Source organism: Arthrobacter sp. Leaf141 (assembly GCF_001424565.1).
Taxonomy (GTDB): Bacteria; Actinomycetota; Actinomycetes; order Actinomycetales; family Micrococcaceae; genus Arthrobacter.
Window position 1 is genome coordinate 250,635 of the sequence record NZ_LMOL01000005.1, and the last position, 23,793, is coordinate 274,427.

General features: G+C 67.4%; 24 protein-coding genes. 16 read left to right on the top strand and 8 right to left on the bottom strand.

Features of this window, described 5'->3' with window-relative positions; genetic code table 11:
* Positions 1-59: 59 nt before the first annotated feature.
* The 3 genes from ASF72_RS03685 (at position 60) to ASF72_RS03695 (ending at position 3,271) form a co-directional block, all read left to right on the top strand.
* The gene (locus tag ASF72_RS03685) at positions 60-401 is read left to right on the top strand and encodes a YciI family protein (protein WP_050683505.1); all 342 of its coding nucleotides are present in this window, start codon (positions 60-62) and stop codon (positions 399-401) included.
* 490 nt (positions 402-891) lie between these two features.
* Positions 892-2,937 carry a DEAD/DEAH box helicase gene (locus ASF72_RS03690; RefSeq protein WP_157370913.1) on the top strand — a complete coding sequence of 682 codons (2,046 nt, stop codon included), beginning with the start codon at positions 892-894 and terminating at the stop codon, positions 2,935-2,937.
* Positions 2,938-3,037: 100 nt separating this feature from the next.
* Positions 3,038-3,271 (top strand): hypothetical protein, encoded by a 234-nt coding sequence (locus ASF72_RS03695; RefSeq protein ID WP_056596761.1) that lies wholly within the window; start codon positions 3,038-3,040, stop codon positions 3,269-3,271.
* A 1-nt stretch (position 3,272) separates the two neighbouring features.
* On the opposite strand, the gene ASF72_RS03700 is transcribed toward ASF72_RS03695, so the two are convergent.
* Positions 3,273-4,094, bottom strand: coding sequence for a hypothetical protein (locus ASF72_RS03700; RefSeq protein WP_050683508.1), 822 nt, complete (start codon positions 4,092-4,094; stop codon positions 3,273-3,275).
* An 81-nt stretch (positions 4,095-4,175) separates the two neighbouring features.
* On the opposite strand from ASF72_RS03700, the gene ASF72_RS03705 reads away from it, so the two are divergent.
* Positions 4,176-4,709, top strand: a complete 534-nt coding sequence (locus tag ASF72_RS03705; protein ID WP_056597431.1) for a GNAT family N-acetyltransferase — start codon at positions 4,176-4,178, stop codon at positions 4,707-4,709.
* Here the strand turns inward: ASF72_RS03705 and ASF72_RS03710 are convergent.
* Genes ASF72_RS03710 through arsB form a run of 3 tightly spaced genes read right to left on the bottom strand, consistent with a single transcriptional unit; the run spans position 4,684 to position 7,608 of the window.
* Positions 4,684-6,051 carry an NAD(P)-binding domain-containing protein gene (locus ASF72_RS03710; protein WP_056596764.1) on the bottom strand — a complete coding sequence of 456 codons (1,368 nt, stop codon included), beginning with the start codon at positions 6,049-6,051 and terminating at the stop codon, positions 4,684-4,686. The two genes, ASF72_RS03705 and ASF72_RS03710, sit on opposite strands and share 26 nt — an antisense overlap.
* A gap of 15 nt (positions 6,052-6,066) precedes the next feature.
* Positions 6,067-6,489, bottom strand: a complete 423-nt coding sequence (locus ASF72_RS03715) for an arsenate reductase ArsC (protein WP_050683510.1) — start codon at positions 6,487-6,489, stop codon at positions 6,067-6,069.
* Positions 6,490-6,516: 27 nt separating this feature from the next.
* Positions 6,517-7,608 carry an ACR3 family arsenite efflux transporter gene (arsB, locus tag ASF72_RS03720; protein WP_442854154.1) on the bottom strand — a complete coding sequence of 364 codons (1,092 nt, stop codon included), beginning with the start codon at positions 7,606-7,608 and terminating at the stop codon, positions 6,517-6,519.
* 104 nt (positions 7,609-7,712) lie between these two features.
* On the opposite strand from arsB, the gene ASF72_RS03725 reads away from it, so the two are divergent.
* Positions 7,713-8,063, top strand: coding sequence for an ArsR/SmtB family transcription factor (locus ASF72_RS03725; protein WP_050683512.1), 351 nt, complete (start codon positions 7,713-7,715; stop codon positions 8,061-8,063).
* Positions 8,064-8,321: 258 nt separating this feature from the next.
* Here ASF72_RS03725 and ASF72_RS03730 read toward each other — a convergent pair whose 3' ends face one another.
* Complete coding sequence (locus tag ASF72_RS03730) at positions 8,322-8,639, bottom strand: hypothetical protein (protein WP_056597433.1); 318 nt, start codon at positions 8,637-8,639, stop codon at positions 8,322-8,324.
* A gap of 149 nt (positions 8,640-8,788) precedes the next feature.
* Positions 8,789-9,130 carry a hypothetical protein gene (locus ASF72_RS03735; protein WP_050683514.1) on the bottom strand — a complete coding sequence of 114 codons (342 nt, stop codon included), beginning with the start codon at positions 9,128-9,130 and terminating at the stop codon, positions 8,789-8,791.
* A 200-nt stretch (positions 9,131-9,330) separates the two neighbouring features.
* On the opposite strand from ASF72_RS03735, the gene ASF72_RS03740 reads away from it, so the two are divergent.
* The 8 genes from ASF72_RS03740 to ASF72_RS03775 all read left to right on the top strand — a co-directional run bounded on the left by ASF72_RS03740 (position 9,331) and on the right by ASF72_RS03775 (position 16,158).
* A complete protein-coding gene (locus ASF72_RS03740; protein ID WP_082484012.1) occupies positions 9,331-10,404 on the top strand; it encodes an Ig-like domain-containing protein in 1,074 nt (357 codons plus the stop codon).
* Positions 10,405-10,418: 14 nt separating this feature from the next.
* Positions 10,419-11,561, top strand: a complete 1,143-nt coding sequence (locus tag ASF72_RS03745) for a serine hydrolase domain-containing protein (protein WP_056596774.1) — start codon at positions 10,419-10,421, stop codon at positions 11,559-11,561.
* 80 nt (positions 11,562-11,641) lie between these two features.
* The gene (locus ASF72_RS03750; RefSeq protein WP_056596777.1) at positions 11,642-12,859 is read left to right on the top strand and encodes an MFS transporter; all 1,218 of its coding nucleotides are present in this window, start codon (positions 11,642-11,644) and stop codon (positions 12,857-12,859) included.
* Between the two features lie 54 nt (positions 12,860-12,913).
* Positions 12,914-13,636 (top strand): esterase/lipase family protein, encoded by a 723-nt coding sequence (locus ASF72_RS03755; protein ID WP_056596780.1) that lies wholly within the window; start codon positions 12,914-12,916, stop codon positions 13,634-13,636.
* Positions 13,637-13,820: 184 nt separating this feature from the next.
* Complete coding sequence (locus ASF72_RS03760; protein WP_056596784.1) at positions 13,821-14,369, top strand: alternate-type signal peptide domain-containing protein; 549 nt, start codon at positions 13,821-13,823, stop codon at positions 14,367-14,369.
* A gap of 70 nt (positions 14,370-14,439) precedes the next feature.
* On the top strand, positions 14,440-15,048 hold the full coding sequence (locus tag ASF72_RS03765) for a hypothetical protein (RefSeq protein WP_056596790.1): 609 nt from the start codon (positions 14,440-14,442) through the stop codon (positions 15,046-15,048).
* Positions 15,038-15,673, top strand: coding sequence for a signal peptidase I (locus ASF72_RS03770; protein ID WP_056596793.1), 636 nt, complete (start codon positions 15,038-15,040; stop codon positions 15,671-15,673). The genes ASF72_RS03765 and ASF72_RS03770 overlap by 11 nt, the downstream gene beginning before the upstream one ends.
* A 2-nt stretch (positions 15,674-15,675) precedes the next feature.
* Entirely contained in the window at positions 15,676-16,158 is a 483-nt protein-coding gene (locus ASF72_RS03775) for a hypothetical protein (RefSeq protein ID WP_056596796.1), read from the top strand.
* A gap of 552 nt (positions 16,159-16,710) precedes the next feature.
* On the opposite strand, the gene ASF72_RS03780 is transcribed toward ASF72_RS03775, so the two are convergent.
* Positions 16,711-17,622 carry a phosphatase PAP2 family protein gene (locus ASF72_RS03780; RefSeq protein WP_050683523.1) on the bottom strand — a complete coding sequence of 304 codons (912 nt, stop codon included), beginning with the start codon at positions 17,620-17,622 and terminating at the stop codon, positions 16,711-16,713.
* Positions 17,623-17,742: 120 nt separating this feature from the next.
* Between ASF72_RS03780 and ASF72_RS03785 the strand changes: the two genes are divergently transcribed.
* The 3 genes from ASF72_RS03785 (at position 17,743) to menD (ending at position 22,880) form a co-directional block, all read left to right on the top strand.
* A complete protein-coding gene (locus tag ASF72_RS03785; protein WP_056596799.1) occupies positions 17,743-18,786 on the top strand; it encodes an o-succinylbenzoate synthase in 1,044 nt (347 codons plus the stop codon).
* 86 nt (positions 18,787-18,872) lie between these two features.
* On the top strand, positions 18,873-20,942 hold the full coding sequence (locus tag ASF72_RS03790; RefSeq protein ID WP_056596802.1) for a PhoX family protein: 2,070 nt from the start codon (positions 18,873-18,875) through the stop codon (positions 20,940-20,942).
* A gap of 195 nt (positions 20,943-21,137) precedes the next feature.
* Positions 21,138-22,880 (top strand): 2-succinyl-5-enolpyruvyl-6-hydroxy-3-cyclohexene-1-carboxylic-acid synthase, encoded by a 1,743-nt coding sequence (gene menD / locus ASF72_RS03795; protein ID WP_442854151.1) that lies wholly within the window; start codon positions 21,138-21,140, stop codon positions 22,878-22,880.
* 97 nt (positions 22,881-22,977) lie between these two features.
* Here menD and ASF72_RS03800 read toward each other — a convergent pair whose 3' ends face one another.
* Entirely contained in the window at positions 22,978-23,781 is an 804-nt protein-coding gene (locus ASF72_RS03800) for an amino acid ABC transporter ATP-binding protein (protein ID WP_056596805.1), read from the bottom strand.
* Positions 23,782-23,793: the final 12 nt, after the last annotated feature.

The window sequence follows — 23,793 nt, forward strand, 5'->3', positions numbered from 1 at the left end:
TGCCGCGCCGCCGTCGGCGAAGATGAACGCACCCAAGCTGCGAAGAAGGAGCCGACGCGATGGGAAAATACTTGATCTCGTTTCCGAGTGCCGCCATGGTGGTGCCGGAAGAGGACATGCCGGCTGTTGTTGATGCATCCCACGCTGTGGTCCAGGAAGCCAAGGACGCCGGAGTCTGGGTCTTCGGCGGCGGTATTGATGAGGGCATCCCGCCAGTAATGGTCGACGGCGATGGGTCGGTGCACGAGGGAACCTACCCGCAGACCAGCCAGCTCGAAGGCGGCTATTCGGTGCTGGAGTTGCCTTCCCATGATGCGGCCTTGCAGTGGGCAGCAAAGATCGCTGCGGCGTGCAGGTGCGCGCAGGAAGTGCGCGCTTTCCACTACGACCCCGCCAGCTGAACCCGGCGGCGGTCCCCGGCCGAACGAAGCAAGGGTAAGTTCCCGCCGTCGAAAAGGCAGGAAGTCACGCATCAGCGGTGTGGACGGTACGATAGGGGGAGTACCGGCCCCTGCGCCGTTCCGCCCTTCTCGCCCTGGCTTCAGTCCGGTGCATGGCGGTCACGGCTCCCGGGGTTTTCCGGTCCCATCGCGGGGGCAGCACATCCGCTGCCGCCCCGGTCCCTCCGGGACCGATGGGTCCGGGCCGCGTCACCAAGGTCCTGCAAGGGGCCGATGGCATGCGCCTGATAGTCCCGGCCGTCCACGCCGGGTCCGCCCGTCCGCTCATTGCGGTCCAACGGAGGAGAAGTTTTTGGCTCGAGGCCAACGCCAACCCGGCGCCACCCGCAAGGGTGCCGCTACCGGCGGTGCCGCCCGCACCGGCGGCCAGCGCCGCGGCAGTGCGCAGCAGCGCGCACCCCGACGTGCCCGCGATCTTGACAACGAGGGGATGATCCCGGTCCTGGCCCGGGCCGTCCGGGAAGTCGAGTCCGCCGCGCAGAACGGCAAGGTCCGGCCCTCCGGCCGCACCACCTTCCAGGTGGTGGCCCTGCTGGTCCGCGAGGAGCGGGCCCGCATCAAGGCCGACGCCGACAGTACCGAGGCGCAGCGCAACGAGCAGCTTAAACGCCTGGACGGGGTGGCCACCATCCTGGCCAAGACCGCTGCGAGGGACACCTCTTTGCTGATCCTCCTGCCCGAGGACGCACCTGTCTCCGACGCTGCAGCCAGCCTGAAGCGTGACATGCAGCGTGCCGCAGGCGTGGAAATCACCGCCGCGCCGGAACCCGCACCCGAACCGGATGCAGCCCCGCTGGTTCCGGAACGCAGCGTGGTGCCGCAGTCGGTGGTGTCCCGGCAGCTGTCCAACCCCTTCCTGGCCCCCGATTTTTCGGCAGTGGACCACAAACGTCCCACCGGCCGGCTCAGCAGCTGGGAACTCCTGGGCCCACTGTTCAGGTCCTTCGAATACGGCGGCGCCTCCTCCTGCATGGACCTGCCCAACGACTCCCGCATCAGCGCCCCGGCCGGGCTGGAGCTTATGAAGCACCAGGCGCAGCTCGTGGCCGCCGCCAAGGACGGGCACCGGACATTCCTGCTCGCGGACGAGCCCGGCCTGGGTAAGACCGCACAAGCGCTGCTCGCCGCCGAAGCTGCTGACGCATTCCCGCTGCTGGTGGTGGTGCCCAACGTGGTCAAGACCAACTGGGCCCGCGAAGCCGCGCTGTGGGCGCCGCGACGGACCGCCACCGTGGTCAACGGCAACGGCGACACCATCGACGGGTTCGCCGACATTGTGGTGGTCAACTATGAGGTGCTGGACCGTCACGTGGGATGGCTGGGCAGCTTCGGGTTCCGCGGCATGGTGGTGGACGAGGCCCACTTCATCAAGAACAAAACCTCCCAGCGCTCCCAGCATGTCCTGCAGCTTTCCGAGCAGATCCGGGAGCGAACGGTCCGCCCGCTGCTGATGGCCCTGACCGGAACGCCGCTGATCAATGACATCGAGGATTTCCGGGCCATCTGGCAGTTCCTCGGCTGGATTGACGACAAAAAGCCCCTGGCCAGGCTTATGAGCGCGCTGGAGGATAACGGCCTCACCCCTGCCGACTCCGGTTTTTACACCGCGGCACGGGGCAGCGTGGTGGACCTGGGGATCGTCCGACGGCGGAAAGTGGACGTGGCTGCCGACATCCCGGCCCGGCGGATCGCCGACCTCCCGGTCGAGTTGGACGACGAAGCCGGCCGCTCCATCCGCGCAGCCGAACGCGAGCTGGCCCGCCGGTTGGTGCAGCGCTACGACTCGGCGATCGAAAACCGGAAGTCCAGTGTGCCGGTGGTGGGAATCGACGAGGAGCTTGTGCGCCGCGTGGCCCGCTGGGAACGGGAAGACACCAAGGCTGCCAGCTCCGAAGAGAACGTCTTTGGGGTCATGCGCCGGATCGGCCAGGCCAAGGCTGGGCTCGCGGCGGACTACGCTGCGCAGCTGGCCCGCAACGTGGGCAAGGTGGTGTTCTTCGCCAAGCACATCGACGTGATGGACGTGGCAGAAGAGACGTTTGCCAAGCGCGGCCTGCGCTATTCCTCCATCCGGGGCGACCAGACCGCCAAGCAGCGCCAGGAAAACATCGACGCGTTCATCAACGATCCGGACTTGGCAGTGGTGGTGTGCTCACTCAGCGCCGCCGGCGTGGGCCTGAACCTGCAGGTTGCCTCCAACGTGGTCCTGGCCGAGCTGTCCTGGACCGACGCGGAGCAGACGCAGGCCATTGACCGCGTGCACCGCATCGGCCAGGAAGAGCCGGTGACCGCCTGGCGCATCATCGCTGCGCAGACCATCGACTCCAAGGTGGCGCAGCTGATCGATTCCAAGGCCGGCCTTGCGGCCCGTGCCCTGGATGGATCGGATGAGGATGTTTCCTCCTCCGAGGACATCCAGCTCGGTGCCCTGATTGCGCTGCTCACCGATGCGCTGGAGGCCCGCGTCGCGGTTTGACCTGCGAAGCCATTCCGGCCGGGCGCCCAGCGGTGCCTGGCCGGGAGTTGGCTGACAAGCAGCTGTGTACCCGATGCCGCATCGGTGGGATGCTGTGTTGATGGATATCCGTGTGTGGTGGCCGCTGCTCGACGCAGAAACCCGCGACTGGCTGATTGAACACAACGGCGAGCCGTTGCCGCCGACAGTGGTTGACGGCATCAAAGCCGCTGCGGGCGGCACCACTGATTCCCAGAGCTGGGCCAACGAATCACCACACGGCCTCCAGCTTTCTGACGGGGCTGTTGATTGGATCGAAACTGTGGCTAACGGCGAGGATCCGTCTGCCAGCTGAGTTACTGCGGCAGCACCAGCAGGTAGCCTGCCGGAAGCTCGCTGCTCCAGCGCCGCGGCTCGCGGACCACAAACTGGGTGGCCAACTCATCGGGGGTCAGCAGGCTGTTCGGGGCGGGCGACGGGCCCCACTGTCCACTGCCGTAGGGGTACAGCGGGTCCACCACGCGGATGCCGGTCACCGGGAAATCTGCGAACTGTTGCGGATCGCCAACGGATTCGAACCCGCTCATCACCCAGGCGTGCCGGCCGCTCCACATCACCAGTCCCACTGGCCTGCCGGTCCCGGCGATGGCCCGCGCGGCCGTCCGCAGCGTCTCGCCATAGTCCGCGATGCTGACCACGGTGTACGGCCCCATGCCGCTTTCGGTGAGCACCTGGGCCCAGCCGAACGGGTTGGCGCCGTTGTAGGCATTGGTTGACTTTGCCCGGGCCTGCTCCCACAACGCGCTTTGCTGGGCACGGTCGTTCCACGTGCCGCCGCCGGTGTCGTCAATCAGGTTGTGCGCCATCTGGATGCTGGCGGCCACGCACCAATCGAAGGTGTACTGCGGCACAAAGTCGCCTTCCTGGTACAGGTTGAGGGCAAATGGCTGGGGGACCGGCGGCGGGGGAGCCGGCGTTGTGCCTGGCAGCGGCTCCGGGGCGGCCGTAGGCGCGGGGGTGGGGACGACGGCGGTTTCCCCCGCGGCTGCAGCGGCGGCGGATGGTGACGGAGCCTGGGCGGTGCTGGGCGCTGTGGTGCCGGTCGCGGGCGTGCAGGCCGCGAGCAGGGTTGCCAAGGCAAAAAGCCCAGCGAAAAGACGGGAACGGGCGCCGGTCATGATGGCCCCATTCTATAGCGGGCCGGCCGCATCGGGGCGGGTGGAAGCCTTGATGCTCCCGGATCGGGCACCATGGAGACCATGACCGTCGAACTGCGCCCGTGGACCACCGATGACGCACCGGCCCTGGTGACTGCCGTTGCCGGCAGTCCGGAACTGGCGGTCCAGTTGGGCGGCGCCGGTCCCGCCACCGTGGAACAGGCCCGGGACATCATCTTGGCCCAGCTTCCGTTCAACGATTCCCGTCGCAACTGGGCCATCACCGTCCACAACGCCGTGGTGGGAAACGTGGGCCTCTCAGCGATCGAACGCCGCCACGGCACCGCCTGGGCATATTACTGGCTGGCCGGTCCGGCCCGCGGTCACGGGTACGCGGCACGGGCGTTGGCCACGATGGCAGGCTGGGCGTTCGACGACGGCCTGTTCCGGCTGGAACTGGGCCACCGCACCAACAACCCGGCGTCCTGCCGGGTGGCTGCCCGTGCCGGGTTCCTCGCCGAGGGTATCGAACGCGGCAAACTGCTGTACGGATCCGAACGATACGACGTGGAAACCCACGCCCGGCTGCGCACCGACCCGGAACCGGATATTAAGCCGATATCGCTGGCATCCTGACCTGCCGGAAGCCCGGCCTGGCCGGTTCCGGCGCGGCGCAGCAGCCCGGTTCGGGCTCCTGCGATCCTGTGGCGACTGCGGGGGGAACGTCGCAGCTGGTGCCGGCGTCCGCGGAGCATACCCCGGTTTCGGGCAGTTCAAGGTGGACGGTGTCCGCCGATTCCTGGTCACCGGCGAGGGCTGCGGCGACGGAGCGGACCTGCTCGTAGCCGGTAGCGAGCAGGAAGGTCGGTGCCCGGCCGTAGGACTTCATCCCGACAATGTAGAAGTCCTTTTCGGGGTGGGCCAGAACCTTCGCGCCGTGTGCTGGGACGGTGCCGCAGGAGTGGAATTCAGGGTCGATCAGCGGGCCGAGTTCGGTAGGGGCTTCAACAGCGGGGTCCAGGTCCAGGCGCAGTTCGCTCAGGATCTCCAAGTCCGGGCGGAAGCCGGTGCAGGGGACGATGACGTCGGCTTCGATGGTGCGACCGTCCACGGCTTCGACCTCCACGTGTGAGTCGAGGTTCTTCAGGGCCGCGATGCCGAATCCAGTGTGCAGTTCGATGATGCCGGCTTCGACGAGGCGGCGGAGGCGGGAGCCGAGTTGGCCACGTGCTGGCAGCCCGTCTGCCTCGCCGCCGCCGTAGACCTTTTCGGCCGACGCGCCACGGACGGCCCAGAGGATGCGGGTGCCGGCTTCGTCTTTTGCGAGGGCGGCAAGGTTGATCAGGGTGTTTGCTGCCGAGTGGCCGGACCCGACGACCACAACGCGGCGGCCGGCGAAGGCCGAGCGGTCGCGGTCAACAACGTCGGGCAGGGGAGATGAGATCCGGTTCCCTGCGGTGGTCTCGCCGATGGCCGGCAGGCCGGAGGTGCCGACAGGGTTGCGGGTGGACCAGGTGCCGGAGGCGTCGATGACGGCAGCCACGGTGTGGTCCCGTGTTTCGCCGCCGTGGTGTTCGACCCGGACAACGAAGGCAGTGGTGTCGCGGTCCCGGACATGGGTTTTGTCCATACCCTGCCGGGTCACCGCGATGACCCGGGCGCCGGTCTGAAGCCGGGAAGCGATCTGCGGGGTGGCGGCAAACGGGGTGAGGTATTTGTCGATGAGTTCCCCGCCGTTGGGCAGGGCGGTGAGGCGGGGAGACTCCCAGCCAGTGGCTTTTAGGACCCGGACGGCTGCGTCGTCCAGGTTGAACCGCCAGGGGGAGAACAGGCGGATGTGTCGCCATTGCTCAATGGCTGCGCCCGCCGTACGGCCAGCTTCGAAGATGACCGGTTCGAGCCCCCGTTCGAGCAGATGGGCGGCAGCAGCCAGACCAATGGGTCCGGCGCCGATGACCGCGATGGGAAAGGTCTTCACTGGATCGTGGGTGGTTTACTTGGCGGCCGGGACGAGCGAGGCGATCAGGCCCTCGATGCGGGTCCTGATCTCATCACGGATGGGGCGGACGGCGGCCACGCCCTGACCGGCAGGGTCCTCAAGGACCCAGTCCTCGTAGCGTTTGCCGGGGAAGTAGGGGCATTCGTCCCCGCAGCCCATGGTGATCACAACGTCGGATTCCTTGACGGCCTCGGTGGTGAGGATCTTGGGGATTTCAGCGGACATGTCGATGCCGAGCTCGGCCATGGCTTCCACGGCGGCCGGGTTGACCTTCTCGGCGGGCTGGGAGCCGGCTGAGCGGACTTCGATCTCACCCTTGCCAAGAGTGGTCAGGAACGCGGCGGCCATTTGGGAACGTCCGGCGTTGTGGACACAGACGAACAGGACGGAAGGCTTCTTGATGGGTTCGGTGCTCATGGTGTTCTCCAAGTGACGTCGCGGGGGCTAGAGGGCAGCGGGTTCGGCGGGGAAGAAGCGTTTGCGGGCCCACAGGGCCGCGTAGACGAGGGCGACCAGGACGGGTACCTCGATCAGGGGTCCGACGACGCCGGCGAGAGCCTGTCCTGAGGTGACACCGAAGGTGCCGATCGCTACGGCGATGGCGAGTTCAAAGTTGTTCCCTGCTGCTGTGAAAGCAAGGGTGGTGGTCTTGGCGTAACCGAGGTTAAGTACCCGGCCAAGGACCATACCGACGCCGAAAACAACCAGGAAGTAGACCAGCATGGGCACGGCGATGCGGACCACGTCCAGGGGCCGGGAAGTGATGGTGCCGCCCTGCAGGGCAAAGAGAAGGGTGATGGTGAAGAGCAGCCCGTAGAGCGCCCAGGGCCCGATCTTGGGCAGGAACCTGTCCTCGTACCAAACCCTGCCTTTGGCCTTTTCGCCGACGGTGCGGGTTAGGAAGCCGGCAAGCAGCGGGATCCCCAGGAAGATCAGCACCGATGCTGTGATGGCCCAGAAGGAGAAGTCGGCGCTGGTGGTCGGCAGACCCAGCAGCGACGGGAGCCACTGGAGGTAAAACCAGCCCAGGGCACCAAAGGCGACCACCTGGAAGACAGAGTTGATGAATACCAGAACGGCCGCGGATTCGCGGTCACCGCAGGCGAGGTCGTTCCAGATCATCACCATGGCGATGCAGCGGGCCAGGCCCACGATGATGAGTCCCGTGCGGTACTCGGGCAGGTCCGGGATGAAGATCCACGCCAGGGCGAACATAAACGCCGGGGCCAGGAGCCAGTTGATGACCAGGGACGTGATCATCAGCTTCCGGTCAGCCAAAACGCGGTGCGCCTGATCGTAGCGGACCTTCGCCAGCACCGGATACATCATCACCAGCAGCCCCACGGCTATAGGCAGGGACACCTCGCCGACCTTCACTGCCTCCAACGCCGTATTCAAGCCGGGGACCAAGTTGCCCAGCAGCAAGCCAAGGGCCATCGCGGCGATGATCCACACCGGCAGGAAACGGTCCAGAGCGGACAGTTTGCCAACGACGGCGGCCTCGTCATGGCGGGGTGGCAGTGTATTGGTCCGGATACTCACGGGTCTCCTGTGCAGTTCAGCAGTAAATTGATGAAGATCAATACAGGAGTATCACCATCTATATCGATGATTGTCAATCTGCATGCATAATGGAACGCATGAACTCCCTGCAAACTCTTGAGCCCGCGGTCGACGCCTCATGCTGCGTCCCCTCCGAAAGGCCGGCACTGAACGCTGAAGAAGCGCAGCAGAAAGCTCTCATCTTCAAGGCCCTGGCCGACCCGAACAGGCTGCGGCTGCTCTCCATTGTCAAAGCAGGCGAGTCAGGTGGGTCCTGCGTCTGCGACCTCACCGAACCGCTCGACCTTGGCCAACCGACCGTTTCCCACCATTTGAAGATCCTGGTCGAGGCCGGTCTGTTGCATCGCGAAAAGCGCGGCACCTGGGCCTATTACTCACTGATCCCAGGGGCGTTGGACGACGTCGCCGGCATCCTGGCCACTCTGTGACTGTGGTGAGCGTTCGCTACGTGACGCGGGCTGACTGGCCGGCCGTCCACCGGTTTCACCCAGAAGGCATCGATACCGGGCACGCCACCGCCGGATTCAGTGACCGGTCGGGGGGCTAAGAGGGTTTCCATGACCCCGGTGCGGCTACCCGTGTATTCAGGTACGGCCGCACTCGCGGGTGATGGAAGCTTTGAAAAATGAAGGTGGCGGGGATCCCTGGGGCCCGAAGGGCGGGCGCTGGGGGATTCCTTGCCCTGGCTAAGCGGCCAGGGCGCCCGGATGGTACTGGTGCATCGGGGCCAGGACGCTGATGGTGCAGTCGGACTGCTGCGGATCCACCCGGACGGGCAGATGGTGCTGCTGCGACGATGCCTGCAGCATCTCCAGGGCTTCCCGGTCCACACTTGCGTGGGAAACGTCGAGTTCCAGCTGGAGGTTCTGCTTCAGTGCGTTGGCCCGCTTGGCCACCACGTAGATTGCGTTGACGCTGTGGACGGTGACATGGCCTTTGGCGATCACCTGGGCACGGGCGCGGTCCAGATCCACCCGCACCACAATGTTGAGCTTCGAATTCAAAAAACGGCCTTCCCCTGCCAAAGCTGCGACGCTGCAGCTTTGTGCTTTGGCCTCCTGCATAAGCCTCTACAAGGTTAGGTGGGAAATGTGATCTGCGCAACACCGGATATCCGGCCGGCTGCCCGGGGCTGCCCGGTGCCGGGACCGGATCAGATGGTTTGCGGCAACCGGCCGGTTAAGGCAGCCACGGGAACGGCGGACCAGCGCCCGCTCTCCGGCTCGTAGGCGATCACCGTGGCGGACCCCGCGCCGCGCGCCTCGTCGATGGCCAGAAGCAGGGCATCCTCAAGGTGCCGCGCGTATTCCAGCCGCCTGTCCGGGGAACCCGGCAGGTCGCCGTCGTCAATCACCACGTGGCCCTTCCCGTCCACGATGACCTTCAAGGAGTAGCCCCGGTCCTCGTGCAGCGAGCCGCGGGTGGACGAGATTTCGGTGACCCGGTCCGCCCGGACCAGTCCGTTTCCCAGCGTACGGATCCACACGTCACCCATGAATTTCCTCCTTCGGCGGTGGGCGCGGAGCAGCGCCCCATATGGCGAACGCTACTCCTCCGGGAGTCTTTTGTGACCCCTCCCGCAGCCCCCTTATGTTCGTCCGCCGGAACAGGTAAAGTTCCCGGCAGGCCGCCCCAAAGGGCCGCCGCCGGGGTTTGGGGGGACTTCCAGCAACATCTCTTGTTGGGGAGTCGGGCATGCGCGCTGCACAGCAATCCATCACGGCCACAAAAGTACGACGGCGGCTGGCCAGATTGGCGGCCTCGCTCGCCGCCCTGCTGGCCACGGGGCTGATCGTCGCGGCCCCCGCGGGTGCCCTCGCGCCCGCGGATCCTCGGGCACCGGTGATCATCAACGCCTTCCTGGACGAGCCCAGCTGGGCCTATCTGGACCGGCCCTCGCTGGTGCAGATATCCCTGGTGGTGCCCGCCGGCCAGACCCGGGTGCCCACAGGCACGCTCAAAGTCACAGCCCACGAACCGGGCGCCGTCCCATCAGTGGTAACGGTGACGGGAGACGAGGGCAACTTCTACATTCCCATCCAACCCACACAAATTGGAACCCGGTACTACACCGTGTCCTACTCCGGCGATGCGCTTTTCAAGCCGTCCGCCCTGCGTGCCTCCTACGTTGCCCTGACCGGACCAGAGATCCGCACGGCCCTGCAGTCCGCCACGGCCGGCTCCGTGCTGGTCAGCCAGCCAGTCAAGCTCACCGCAACGGTGCGGGCTGCCAGCGGGGCCCGGATGAACGGCACCGCCGACGGGCCCATCATGTTCTACGCCGACGGCGTTGCGGTGGGGGAGGGGATTGCCGTGGCGGGTTCCAGCGGCTGGAGCGCCACCCTGTCCCTGGACTCTCTGGCGGTGGGCCGGCACAGGATCATTGCCAACCTTGAATCGGTGATCCACTACTTCGGGCCCGCGTCCGCCCCCGTCTACGTTGATGTCAAAGCTCCTGCTGCAGGCCTGCCCGTCACCGGCAGGCATACCGTCATGCAGGACGGACCGGGTGGCTCCTGGGCACGCTCGGCCGTGACGGTGCGCGCAGCCCGGACCGGGGATCCTGCCCCCGCCGGTTATGTGCAGTTCTACGTGGACGGGAGCGCACCCGGCCTGCCCGTGAAGCTGGTTGCCGGTAAGGCGGCCTGCGACTATGTGCCGCTCGGAGCCGGCACCCACCGGATCCGGGCCGTGTACCTGGGTGACACCCGCCACCGCCCGGCCGAGCTGCCCGTCCGCACCGTAACGGTCACGGGGCCGGCGAGCTGAGGCGGGGGCGCTCCATGCGGCCGGAACCCCGGCAGTCCAAGTATCTGCGCATCGTTGCCGCTGCCGTTCTCCTGGTTGGATCGGCGGGTTGCACCGGTGCCCCCGATCCGCCGGACCAGCAGACTCGCACGGCCCCGGCCTTCGTTGGAATCCTGCAGCGATATAGCGCTGACCTTCTCACGGCGGGAGCCACCGCCGTCATTATCGACATGAAGTCCCGAGTGGGGGACTGGTCCTCTGCTGCCGGTGTCCGGGACCTTGACACCATGGACCCCGCCCAGCTGAGCGATCAGTCACAGGTGGGTGACATCACCACGGCCATGGTGGCGGTGTCTGTGCTGAAGCTGGTGGAAGAGGGAAAGATCCAGCTGGATGATCCCGTCCAGCAGTACCTGCCCGGGCTGGAAGGCATCGTCAAGCCGCCGGGTCCCATCACCATCCGCAGCCTGCTCAGCCACCGGTCCGGAATGCCCGACTACTGGGTGTCGCCCGTTCACATAGGTACGGGTCCGTTCACCCATGAGGAACGGGTGGGTTTTGTCGCCGGCATGCCTTGGACCGGCGGGTCCGGGAGCCTGTACAGCTACTCCGCCACCAACTATTCGGTGTTGGCGCTCCTGGTGGAGAAGCTGCGGGGCCGGAGCATTGGTGTTGTCATCCGGGAAGACAGCGTGGCGCCGCTGAACCTGCAGCACACGCTTATGACCGGGGACGCGCCCGGACCCCAGCGGATGCTCCACGGCTATACCCGGACGGCGGCCGGGGACTTGGAAGACAATGCGTTGGCTCCGTTCCACCTGGGCTCGCCGGATACCGGGATGATCTCCACGGTGGGCGACCTCAACACCTACTTCGCAGCGCTGCAGGACGGATCGCTGCTGGCGCCCGGAAGTGTGGCTGAGATGCATCATCCCAAGTACCAGGAGTTTGGCCTTGGCCTGGTCCGGAAGTACGACGCCTGTTCCAACAACGACTACTTTGGCCACGTCGGAGTTGTCCGCGGCTATGCAGCGCTGGCGCTGATCAGCGCGGACGGGTCACGCCAGCTGGCCATGATCGTGGCCCGGGCCCCGCGGCAGGACCCCGTGGGATTCGATGATCCTGAGTCCCTGGAGATGGCGGAGGCGGCGTTGGCGGCGCTCAATTCGGCCTGCTAAGGGGGCCGCGAAGGAGGGCACGTGACAGGCCGCTGCCGCCCGGTCACGGACGCCGCCCGGGCCGCCATAGGATCAATCTGATGACAGCTCCGGAAAACCCGCAACCGTTCAGCCTGCGCGGCATTGCCGTGGCGGCCTTTGGCCCCACGCTGCTCTACGGAATAGGCACCGGCGCCATCCTTCCCGTGGTGGCCCTCACGGCCCGCGACCTGGGCGCCTCCGTGGCGGTGGCCGCGCTGATCGTCACCGTGATCGGCCTGGGATCCTGGTTCTTCAACCTCCCGGCCTCGCTGGTGACCCTCAAATACGGCGAACGCTGGTCCATTGTGGGCGCCTCGGTGGCCTCCGCGCTGGCGCTGGCGGCAGCGGGGCTGACTCCCGTGGTCCAGAACGGGCTGTGGCTGCTGGCAGCGGCGATGGCCGTCGTCGGAATGTCCGGCAGCGTGTTTGGGCTGGCCCGCCAGAAGTACCTTACCGAGGCCGTGCCGGTGGAATTCCGGGCCAGGGCCCTGTCAACGCTTGGCGGCGTGAACCGGATCGGCGTTTTCATTGGCCCTTTCCTGGGCGCCCTCGCCATGCAGTTCGGCGGGATGAGCGCCGCCTACTGGGTGGGTGTGGTGGCGCTGGTGGCCGCAGCGCTGCTGTCCCTCACTATTCCGGACCTCGCCGCCGTGGAAAGCACCAAAGGCGCAGACGCCGGCCCGCAGCCCACACTCCGCAGTGTGGCCGTCTCCCACGCGGGCGTGCTGCTGAGCCTGGGCGTGGGCATCCTGCTGCTGAGCGCCCTCCGCTCCTCCCGGCAGGTGGTGATCCCGCTGTGGGCGGACCACCTGGGCATGGACGCCACATCCGCCTCCCTGATCTACGGGCTGTCCGGGGCCATTGACATGCTGGTGTTTTACCCAGCCGGCAAGCTGATGGACCGGAAAGGCCGGCAATGGGTGGCCATTCCCTCCACCCTGATCATGGGTATTGCCTTGCTCCTGATCCCGCTCACCGGATCATTTGTGGGGCTGCTGCTGGCGGCGCTGCTGATCGGCTTCGGCAACGGCATCAGCTCCGGGCTGGTGATGACCCTGGGCGCTGACTTCTCGCCTGACCGGGGCCGGGGCCAGTTCCTGGGGCTGTGGCGTTTTACGGCGGATGCCGGCAGCACCGGCGGCCCGGTCCTGCTCTCCGGAGTGACGGCGCTGGCTTCCCTGGGCGCGGGGATCTCAGCCACCGGCGTCCTGGGCTTTGCCGCGGCGGCCGTGTTCGCCGTCGTGATTCCCCGGCTGCGGCACCGGCGCAATTACTGACGGTTTGGGCGCGCGTTTGGCGGGTAGCCCGGCCCGCGGCGCTATCCTCGACAGATGAGGACACCGGGCCCCGGCCGCCGTATCAGCCCGCTGCACAAAGCCGCGTGGTGGCTGCAGGACTACGCCTACGCCGCCAGCTGGCAAGTGCGCGGTTTTTTGTCGCGCGTCCAGCCGGGTTCGTTCCATCAGGGACACCGCAACCCAGTGGTCATCATTCCCGGGGTCTACGAAAACTGGCAGTTTATGCTGCCGCTGATCCAAGCCATCCACGACGCCGGCCATCCCGTCCACGTGGTCACTGTCCTGCAGCGCAACCAGCTTGAAGTACCGGAGGCCGCCCGGCTGGTGGCGCAGCACCTCGAGGAGGCAGGACTGCGCGACGCCGCGCTGGTGGCCCACAGCAAGGGCGGGCTGATCGGCAAATACGCCATGCTGTCGCTGGACCCCGAGCACCGCATCCAGCGCATGGTGGCCGTGTGCACACCGTTTTCCGGTTCAAGCTATGCCCGGTACATGCTGCTGCCCAGCCTGCGGATCTTCTCGCCCCGCAACGCCGTGACGCTGCAGCTGGCCCGCGAGGAAGCCATCAACAGCCGGATCACCTCCCTGTACGGCCCGTTCGACCCCCACATTCCAGAAGGCAGCGTGCTTCCCGGCGCCACCAACATCGAGCTGCCGGTGGCCGGGCATTTCCGGATTCTGGGGGATCCCGGGACGGCGCGGATCATCGTTGAACAGCTGGATCTGCCTGCCGGGCCGGCGGCCGCCGGGGCATAGCCGGCCCCGCAGGATTGCGGCTTGAATCCTTTCATTCCTTGCTGACCTGCGGCTTTGATCTTTCGCAAATCTTGAGAAACCCTTTCAGCAACCCTGACGGTATCCCCTCCCTGTTCCTGATTTTCCTTGTGCAAAGTAGTCATCAGCAAGACAACAACCACACAAAAACTTTCAAGGGGTCATCATGAAGAACAGCACGCTGATCAAGGGAACCGCAGCCATCGCCGTAGGCGCCGCACTGTTGCTGGGCGGCGGCGGCACCCTGGCCGCTTGGAACGCGGAAGCCACCGCAGCGCCGGGCACCATCGTTGCCGGCGACCTGAACGTGGTCAAGACCGCTGCCGGTGTCTGGAAGGACCGCGCCGGAACCACCATCAACAACATCGGCTCCTACAAGGCGGTTCCCGGTGACAAGCTCACCTTCACGCAGGAAGTTGATGTCACCCTCACCGGCGACAAGATGGCCGCCAGCATCGTGGCCGAGGGCGTGGGCGCTTCCAACGGCTTCAACCCTGCCAGCGTTTCCGTCTCAGCCCCGGCCCTCTCCGTGGGCGGCGTGGCCGTGACCAACAACCTGGGCCCCAACGCCGCCGTCCAGAAGGTCACCGCCACCGTCACCTTCGAATTCCTCTCCACCACCACCGGCCGCACCGATGTGACCAAGTCCTACGACTTCGGCAACGTAAAGTTCACCCTGCAGCAGGTTGTTGCAGGCCAGGCCGGCCTGCTCTAGCCAGGCGCGGCGGGCGGACCATCCGCCGCCCGCCACCTGCCCGGACTGAGGAACAGCAACAGGAGGACGCATGCGCATCAGGCGCACACTGCAGGCGGCAGCCCTCATCGCCGCAGCGGTCCTCCTGGGCCTCCTCACCGTCCAGGGCACCTACGCCCTCTGGAACGCCAGCGCACTCACCGCACCGGGCACCGTATCCGCAGCATCCTTCGACGTGGCCATGACCTCCACCCTGGCAGGGCAGGCCACCAGCAACATGACCCTGCCGTCCGGCCAGTCGGCCAACCTGAACCTGGGCCCGACGACGGCACTCCAGCCGGGCGACAGCGTCCAGGCCGGTGTGGTGGTCACCAACAACTCCGACGCCACCGGGACGTTCAACACCTCAACCACCGCAGGCCAGCCCGTTCTGGCCAACGCTTCCGGGGGAGGACTGGCCCAGTACCTTGCGGTCACGGCCAAGACGGCGGCCACGGCCGCGCAGTGCGACGTCACCACCGGTTACGCAGCCATCTCGGCAGCCGGGCTCACCTCGCCGCCGGTTGCCAAGGGCGGGGCCACCGTCTTTTGCTTCCGCGTCAGCCTCAGCCCAGCAGCCCCGTCATCCGTGAAAGGACAAGCCGTGAACATCACGCTTCCCATGACCGCCCGTCAGTGCGGGGTATCCGGTGTCTGCTGACCTGACTGAGGCACCCGCGGCCGCACCCACCGCCGACGAAACCCCTGCCGGCCCCGCCGGGTTGGAAGGTGACGCCAAAAGCGGCGGCGCCTGGACCGCCGTCGGCCGCATCCTGAGCATGGCCGCCATGCTGGTGGCGATGTTCGCCGCCACCGTGCTCATCATTTTGCCCTTCGCTACTGGGTCGCAGACATACACGGTACTGACCAAGTCGATGGCACCCAAGTTCCCGCCCGGCACGTTTATGGTGATGAAGCCGGTGGCGTTCGATGCGCTGCAGTACGGCGACGTCGTTACCTTCCAGCTGTATTCCGGCCGGCCCGATGTGGAGACGCACCGGATCGTCGGGTTTGGCGCCACGCAGGAAGGCGAAAAGACGCTCATCACACGGGGCGACAACAACGGGGCCAACGATCCCGAGCCGGTCCGCGCCATCCAGGTCAAAGGCAAGCTCTTTTATGCCGTTCCCTACGTCGGCTTCGCCGCCAACGCCCTGGGCAACGCCGACCGCGACACCTGGACCACTGTGGCAGCTGCCGGCCTGATCGGCTACGGCTCCATCCTGGTGTTCAAGTCTGTCCGGAAGTCCCGCAAGTCCCGGTCCGACGTGCCGGCCGGGGCCTGACCATGAAGCGGCTGCGGAGCCTGCCCGGAGCGGCGCTGGCTGTTGGGGCGTTTGTCCTCACGGTGCTGCTGGGACTCGGCGGCACGTCAGCGTCGGCGCTGTGGCAGCAAAGCGCCACGGCCAGCATGACCGTCACTGCCTCGAATACCTGGCCCGGGCCCGCGTTTTCGCTGACCTGCACCGGCCTCGGTGCACCAAACAGGTCCCTTTTCCTCAACTATTCGTTGACGGACCTGCCGAGGACGCTGACCTATTCCGCGAGCCTTCCGGACGGCACGTTCTCGGACGCCCAGCAGGTCATCTGGCCAGGATTTTTCGGCTCTGTCTTCCTGGATACTTCCAGCGCAGTCCTCGCCAAGAGCGTCGGCATGAACGAGGTGACGATCCGGATGACCGCGACGTACTACAACCAGACCCAGGCCAGCTCCGAAATCACCATCCGCATGGACGCGGGGACCGGCAACCGGAAGATCTACTGCCCCTAATCCGTTCCACTGCCTCCACCCTTCCGCCGCCAGCCCGGCGGCAGCAGGCGCCGCTGTGCCCCCACACAGCGGCGCCGGCTGCTGCCGGGCTTGCGGCGTTTCCGGTGCATAGGTGAAAAGCTGCTGCCGGGTGCCGCCAGCCAGGCCGCACCTGCAAAGGGCCCGCCTGTCCCAGGGCATGAAAAAAGCCGGCGGGATGCGCCGGCTTGAGCTGTGGTGGGGTCAGTGCGGCACTATGTTGGGAGCCGCCGTCGTGCGTCCTGAATCCCCAAAATTAGAAGTCCCGGCGCCGCCATATGGGGGGCAAAGGCGGCGCCGGGACGCTGGGGTAAGGCTGCAGGACCAGCCTCTGCCAAGCCGGTTTTCGGTTATCCCGGCGGCCCCCACTTCTGGAGGCCGCCAGGGCCCTGATGGCTGCACCATCTGTATCGGCCTGACAGGTATAACTATCCTCCGGGTGGCTCAAAATGCCTGCCGGAAATGAGTCAAGTTTCCCTCAAGCTTGCTGGCCCAGCCCCGGGTGCCACGCTTCCGCCACGGGCGGGGACGGAGCTAACGCGCCGGTACCGGCGCGGTCCGGCGCCGTGCGGCAAAAGCAAACAGCGAGGTCATGGCTACGGTCGCGAGGTAGCCGGCAATAACAATCAGGGCGATGCCGGCCCAGAAATAGTGTGTGGTGCTGACCTGCTGCCACGGACCGGGGGCGATCCGGACCAGCGAGTACACGGCCACCGCCGCCCAGGCCAGCCCGATCAGCACCGGCAGGGTCAACCAGATCCTGGCCGAGCCGAGGTGCCCGCCAAACCCGTCCCACGAATTCCACGAGCCGCGGCGAATGATCAGCCAGCCGGCGGGGATCATAAACGCGCCCACCAGGAGGAACGCGGCCACCACGTCCGCAGGCCGGTGCCACTGGTTGATCAGCGTTGACGCCCCGGACGCGATGGCAAACGTACCGCCCACAAAACCGGCCAGGGGCCGCCATTTGGGGGAGGACATCAGGAACAGCGCCGCTGCGGCGGAAGCGGCCAGGGTGGTGTGCCCCGACGGCAGCGAATTCAGTTCGAGCGTGACCACGCCCTTGTCCGGGCGGACCGGCAGGAATTCCTTCAGGATCTGGGTGGCCGCGTTCGCGCCGATGCAGGCCGCCACCGCAATGCCCGCCTCGGTCCAGCGCCGCCGGATCACCGTGACAAACAGGACCACCACAGCCGAGGCCACCAGGGAGATAGCAGGCAGCAGGTCCAGGAACCGGGTGCTGGCCTGGCCGGCCTGGCCGCTGATGTCCGCGGCTTCCACCAGGGCGGACTCGTCGATGAACTGTCCGGTGGTGGTGCGGACAAAGAAGTAGTAGGTGGCGATCAGGCCGGCGATGCACCCGAGGGTAGCCAGGACGAAGAGCAGGCCCGATCCCGGAGCGGGTCGGGCTGCAGTCCTGGAACGTGCGGGGTGTGAGACGGCCATGGCTTAAGGGTGGCACAGAAATCTGGGAGGCGGCTCTACTGTGCCGGCTGAGGGCGCCCCCGGCTTGGGGCGCCAAGGCTGCAGTCTTGTGGGCCGTTGCCGCGCCGGTACAGTGAATGCATGCCTGCTGACGCCGCCCAGCCGTTATTGCCGCCTCTGGAGGAGCTCCTGGCCGGGGCGAAGGTGGTGAGCCTGCCCATGCGCGTCCGGTTCCGCGGGATCATGGAGCGGGAGACCCTTCTGGTGCAGGGGCCCGCCGGCTGGGGGGAGTTCTGCCCGTTCCCGGAGTACGGCGATGCGGAGGCTTCCCGCTGGCTCGCAGCAACCATTGAGGCCGCCTGGCACGGCTTTCCGGCACCCCTGCGCGGACGGATCCCCGTCAACGCCACGGTGCCGGCCGTTTCCGCTGACCGGGTGCCAGAGGTGCTGGCACGGTTCGGCCGCGTGGACGCGGTAAAGGTCAAGGTGGCTGAGAAAGGCCAGACCCTGGCCGACGACGCCGCGCGCCTGGACGCCGTCCGCGCTGCCCTGCCGGACGCCGCGATCCGAGTGGACGCGAACGGGGGCTGGGACGTGCCTGCCGCGGTGGCGGCACTCACCCGGCTCGCCGCCGTCGGACTTGAATACGCCGAGCAGCCCGTGCCCACCATCGAGGGGCTGGCCGAGGTCCGGACCCGGCTGTCCGCTGCGGGCACCCCGGTCCTGGTGGCCGCCGATGAAAGCGTAAGGAAGGAAGAGGACCCGCTGAAGGTGGCCCGGGCCGGCGCCGCCGACCTGATTGTGGTCAAGGTGGCGCCGCTGGGCGGGGTCCGCAGGGCCCTGGACCTGGTGGCGCAGGCCGGACTGCCGGCAGTGGTCAGCTCCGCCCTGGACACCTCGGTGGGCATCCGGGCCGGCCTGGCCCTCGCCGCTGCGCTCCCGGACCTTCCCTACGCCTGCGGGCTGGGGACGGTGTCATTGTTCGAATCCGACATCACACTTGACCCGCTGGTGGCCGACGACGGCGCCATCACCCTCCGCGACGCCACCGCGGACGCCGGGCTGCTGGAGCGGTATGCGGCAGCGCCCCACCGCACCGAATGGTGGCTGGCCCGCCTGCGCCGGGTCCACGCAGTCCTGGCCGGCCAGGACACCGCCCGGCGCCTGCACGCCACGGGCGGTTAACCTCGACTTCACCTGCCCGACGGATGTCCGTAGGAACCGGCTGGCAGGGTGGGCGCGTCCCCATGACGACCTTTTGGAAGGCCCCCATGTCTGAAACGACCGCCCGCAAGTTCCCCCTGCTGCCCATGCTGGGCCACACCAAAGGCAAGCGCAGCGCCGTTACCTGCGCGCTGAAGTGCGACAACGCCTGCGCCAGCGAGGTCTGCAACACGAGCGAGAACGGCTACTTCCGCGACATCGCCTCCGCGACCCTGTCCCGCCGTGCCGCCCTGGGCTTCGGCGCCGCCGGTGCGCTCGCCGTCGTCCTCGGTTCAGCCGTGACCTCTGCGGAATCCGCCAGCGCCGCCGGACTGTCCCCGGCCGCCAAGGAGGGCTTCGCCAAGTCCAAGCTCCAGTTCAAGCCCATCGCCGCCGTTGACGCCAGCGTGGATGCCGTGACGGTCCCCGACGGCTTCACCTGGCAGCCGGTGATCAGGTGGGGCGACCCGATCTTCGCCGACGCGCCCGCGTTCGACATCGCCAACCAGACGGCCGCCGCGCAGGAAAAGCAGTTCGGCTACAACAACGACTACACGGACATCCTGGAGATCCCGGGCAGCAAGGGCCGCCGCGCGGTGCTGTTTGCCAACCACGAATACACCAACGAAACCATCATGTTTCCGGCCACCATGCCGGCCGGCCAGGTGCGCGCTGTGGGGGCTGCCGCGCACGGGCTGTCGGTGGTGGAGCTGGAACGCAAAAACAAAAACAAGCCGTGGTCCTACGTCAAGGGCGCCGGCCTGAACCGCCGCTTCCTGAACAGCACCGCCTACGAACTCACGGGCCCGGTGGCGGGATCGCCGCTGGTCCGCACCGTCCAGGATCCCGCCGGCCGGACCATCAAAGGCACGCTGGGCAACTGCTCGGGCGGGACCACCCCCTGGGGCACCATCCTTTCCGGCGAGGAGAACTTCAACGGCTACTTCGTGGCGAAGGGCACCTCGGCCGCGGACAAGCGCTACGGCCTGGGCGCCAACCCGACGGTACGCCAGTGGGAGCTCGATGACCCGCGCTGGGATACCCGCAACCCCGGCTACGAAAACGAGGCCAACCGGTTCGGCTGGATCGTGGAGGTTGACCCGTTCGACCCCACCTCCACCCCGAAGAAGCACTCCTCCCTGGGCCGCTTTAAGCACGAGGGCGCCAACGTCATCGTGGCGAAGTCCGGGCACGTGGTGGCTTACTCCGGTGACGACGAGCGCTTCGACTACCTGTACAAGTTCGTCTCCGCCGGGAAGTACATCGAGGGCGACCGCAAGCACAACATGACGCTGCTCTCCGAGGGCAACCTTTACGTGGCCAAGTTCACCGGCAACTCGCCTGCCGCCGAGATCACCGGGGTTGGCAACGTGCCGGCCGACGGTGCCTTCGACGGCATCGGCCAGTGGCTGCCGCTGGTGGTGGACGGTGCGTCCGCGGTGCCGGGCATGTCCGTCGAGGAAGTCCTGGTCTACACGCGCCTGGCCGCCGACAAGGTGGGCCCCACCAAGATGGACCGCTGCGAGGACGTGGAGCCGAGCCTGCTGACCGGCAAGGTCTACGTGGCCTGCACCAACAACTCCAACCGCGGCGTCGGCGCCAACGAGGCCGCCACGGAAATGAACCCGCGCAACCAGAACCGCGACGGGCACATCGTGGAGATCACCGAAACCGGCGACCAGACCTCCACCACGTTCAGCTGGAACCTGCTGATGGTCTGCGGCGATCCCGCGCAGGGCGACGTCACCTACTTCTCCGGCTTCCCGGTGGACAAGGTCTCGCCCATCTCCTGCCCGGACAACCTCGCCTTCGACTCCGTGGGCAACCTCTGGATCTCCACCGACGGCGCCCCCTCCGGCATCGGCAAAGCGGACGGGCTGTTCAAGGTCACCGTGGCCGGCAAAGACCGCGGCAAGGTGGAACAGTTCCTCGCGGTCCCGCGGGACGGCGAAACCTGCGGGCCCATCATCCACGACGACGAGCGCACCGTCTTCGTCTCGGTCCAGCACCCGGGGGAGGACGGTTCCTTCGGCGCGCAGGTCTCGTTCTTCCCCGACTACGTTGCAGAGGGTACGACGCCGGCACCCGGCGCGGTGCGGGCGCCCCGTCCCGCAGTGATCCAGGTTTTCCGCGGCTAACCCGGTCCCTGCCCCGGCCCTTGCCCCTGCCCCTGCCCCGCTCCCTCCTCCCGTTGCGCTATCACCTATGGTCGTCATTTGAGGGTTTTGACGACCATAGGTGATAGCGCAACGCGGGGGGAAGGGCATGGCGCGTCTGGTTGGTGGGGCAACGCGGGGGGACGGGCGGGCCGTGCCGGGTGGCAGACTGGGTTGGTGACTTCGCACAACGAACCGGCTCCCCACCCCACCCCCGATCCGACCGGCCTGAGCGCCCTCCAGGCGGCGCGCGCCGCCGTCGAAACCCTGCTCGACGGCGGCGTGCGGCACGTGGTGGTGGCGCCCGGCTCCCGGTCCGCGCCCATGGCCTACGCCCTGGCCGAAGCGTCCGCCGCCGGCCTGGTGGACCTGCTGGTGCGCATTGACGAACGGGCCGCAGGGTTCACGGCCCTGGGCCTGGCACTGTCCACCGGCTCACCGGCCGCCGTGCTCACCACGTCCGGGACCGCTGTGGGAAACCTGCTGCCTGCAGTGATGGAAGCCAACCACGCCGCGGTGCCCCTGATCGTCCTGTCCGCGGACCGGCCGGACGAACTGCGCGGCACCGGCGCCAACCAGACCACCATCCAGCCGGACCTGTTCGGGGAGCATGTCCGGTTTGCTGCCGACATTGCGGCGGGCAGCAACCCGAAACGGGCCATCCGGGCCGGCCTTTCCGCGGCCACCGGCGCCTTCCCGGACATTCCGCCCGGGCCCGTCCAGCTCAACCTGGCGTTCCGGGACCCCCTGGTCCCGGCGGCCGGGGACCGGCTGCCTGCCGCGGTGGACCGGAAGCGGTTCCGGATCGGCACGGACCCCTTGGTGATGAACCTTCCGCCCGCCGCAGACCATCTGCCGGAGCGGCGCACGGTGGTGCTGGCCGGGCACGATGCCGGCCCGGTGGCCGAGGCATTCGCCCGCGCGCACAACCTGCCGCTGCTCGCCGAACCGTCCTCCAACGCCCGGTTCGGGCCCAACGCCGTGGGACCCTACCGGCTGTTGCTGGAGCACTTCGGAGCCGGATCGGCCATGCCCATCGAGCGCGTTGTGCTGTTTGGCCGGCCCACGCTCTCCCGCCCGGTGGCGGCGCTGCTGGCCCGCGCCGACGTGCCCTCGGCCTTCTACCAGCCCGTTCCGGTGGCCTGGTTCGAACCCGGGCGGCGCACTGAGCTGCCGCTGGACAGCCTGGCGGACCTCGCCGATTTCGCCGGCCGGGGACCCGCCCCGTGGCTGGACAGCTGGCTCCTGGCCGGCTCAGCAGCGCAGCATGCCCTGGACGGCATCCTTGCCGGCGTCCCTGCCGCGACGGGCCCGTCCACGGCGGCGCTGGTCTGGAAGCATGCCCGCGGCCAGCTCCTGCTGGGCTCCTCGAACGGGATCCGCGACGCCGACCTGGCCGGCCTGCCCGCACCGGACCCTGCGGCCACCGTCTACGCCAACCGGGGCCTCGCCGGGATCGACGGCACCATCTCCACCGGCACGGGCATCGCCCTGGGCGGCGACCAGGAAACCACCATCCTGCTCGGCGACGTCACGTTCCTGCACGACGCCGGCGGCCTGCTGCTGGGCGCGGGGGAGGAACAGCCGGCGCTGCGGATCGTTGTCCTGAACGACGCCGGCGGTGCCATCTTCGACCTTTTGGAGCACGGGGAAGTAGCGGTCGCCGGAAACTACGGAGACGCCGTCGAGCGCCTCTTCGGTACCCCGCACGCCGTGGACATCGCGGCACTTGCGGCGGCGTACGGCGTCGGCCATTCCCTGGTGAGTACGACGGCGGGACTCGCCGAGGCACTGTCCCGGCCGGTGGCGGGGCGCAGCATTGTGGAGGTGCGCACCGAACGGGCGGGCCTGCGGGCGCTGCATGAGCGGATCAAGGCTGCCGTGGCTGCCGCTGCCGGGGGAGTCCTGGCCGGGCGTTAGGGTCTTCAGGACGCGCAAATCTACCCCCGACGCGCAAATTCCCTGGCGCCCCCGGGATATATGGGGCGACAGGGAATTTGCGGGTCGAAAAGGCGGCCTACTCCTGGATGTCGATATGCGTGGGATCCAGGACCCGGCGCAGGAACTCCTGGGTGCGCGGCTGTGTGGGAGCGCTGATGACCTGCTCGGCCACGCCTTCCTCCACCACCACGCCGCCGTCCATGAACACCACACGGTCCGCCACTTCGCGGGCAAAGCCCATCTCGTGGGTGACCACCAGCATGGTCATGCCTTCCTTGGCCAGGTTCCGCATGACCGAGAGGACATCGCCCACGGTTTCCGGGTCCAGCGCGGACGTGGGCTCATCAAACAGCATCAGCTCGGGGTCCATACTCAGCGCCCGGGCGATGGCCACGCGCTGCTGCTGCCCGCCGGACAGCTGATCCGGGAAACGGTCGGCGAGGTGGCCCAGGCCCACCCGCTCCAGGTTGTGCAGCGAGACCTTGTCCGCCTCCGCCTGCGACCGCTTGAGCACCTTGGTCTGCGCGATCGAGCAGTTGCGCTTGGCGTCCAGGTGCGGGAACAGGTTGAACTGCTGGAACACCATGCCCACTTTGCGGCGCATCTTGTCGATGTCCACATCGGGGTGGGTCGCCTCGAAGCCGCCCACCTGGATGCTGCCCTGGTTGGGCTGCTCCAGCAGGTTGACGCAGCGCAGGAGCGTTGACTTGCCGGAGCCGGAGGGCCCGATCAGGCACACCACCTCTCCCGGTTTCACCTCGAGGCTGATCCCCTTGAGGACCTCGTTGGAGCCGTAGGACTTGCGCAGGTCCCTGATGGCGACCCCTGCTGCGTGGACTTTTGCGGCTCCCCCGCGGGGGCCGTTTACGACGTCGTTCATTGTCTTCCCTGC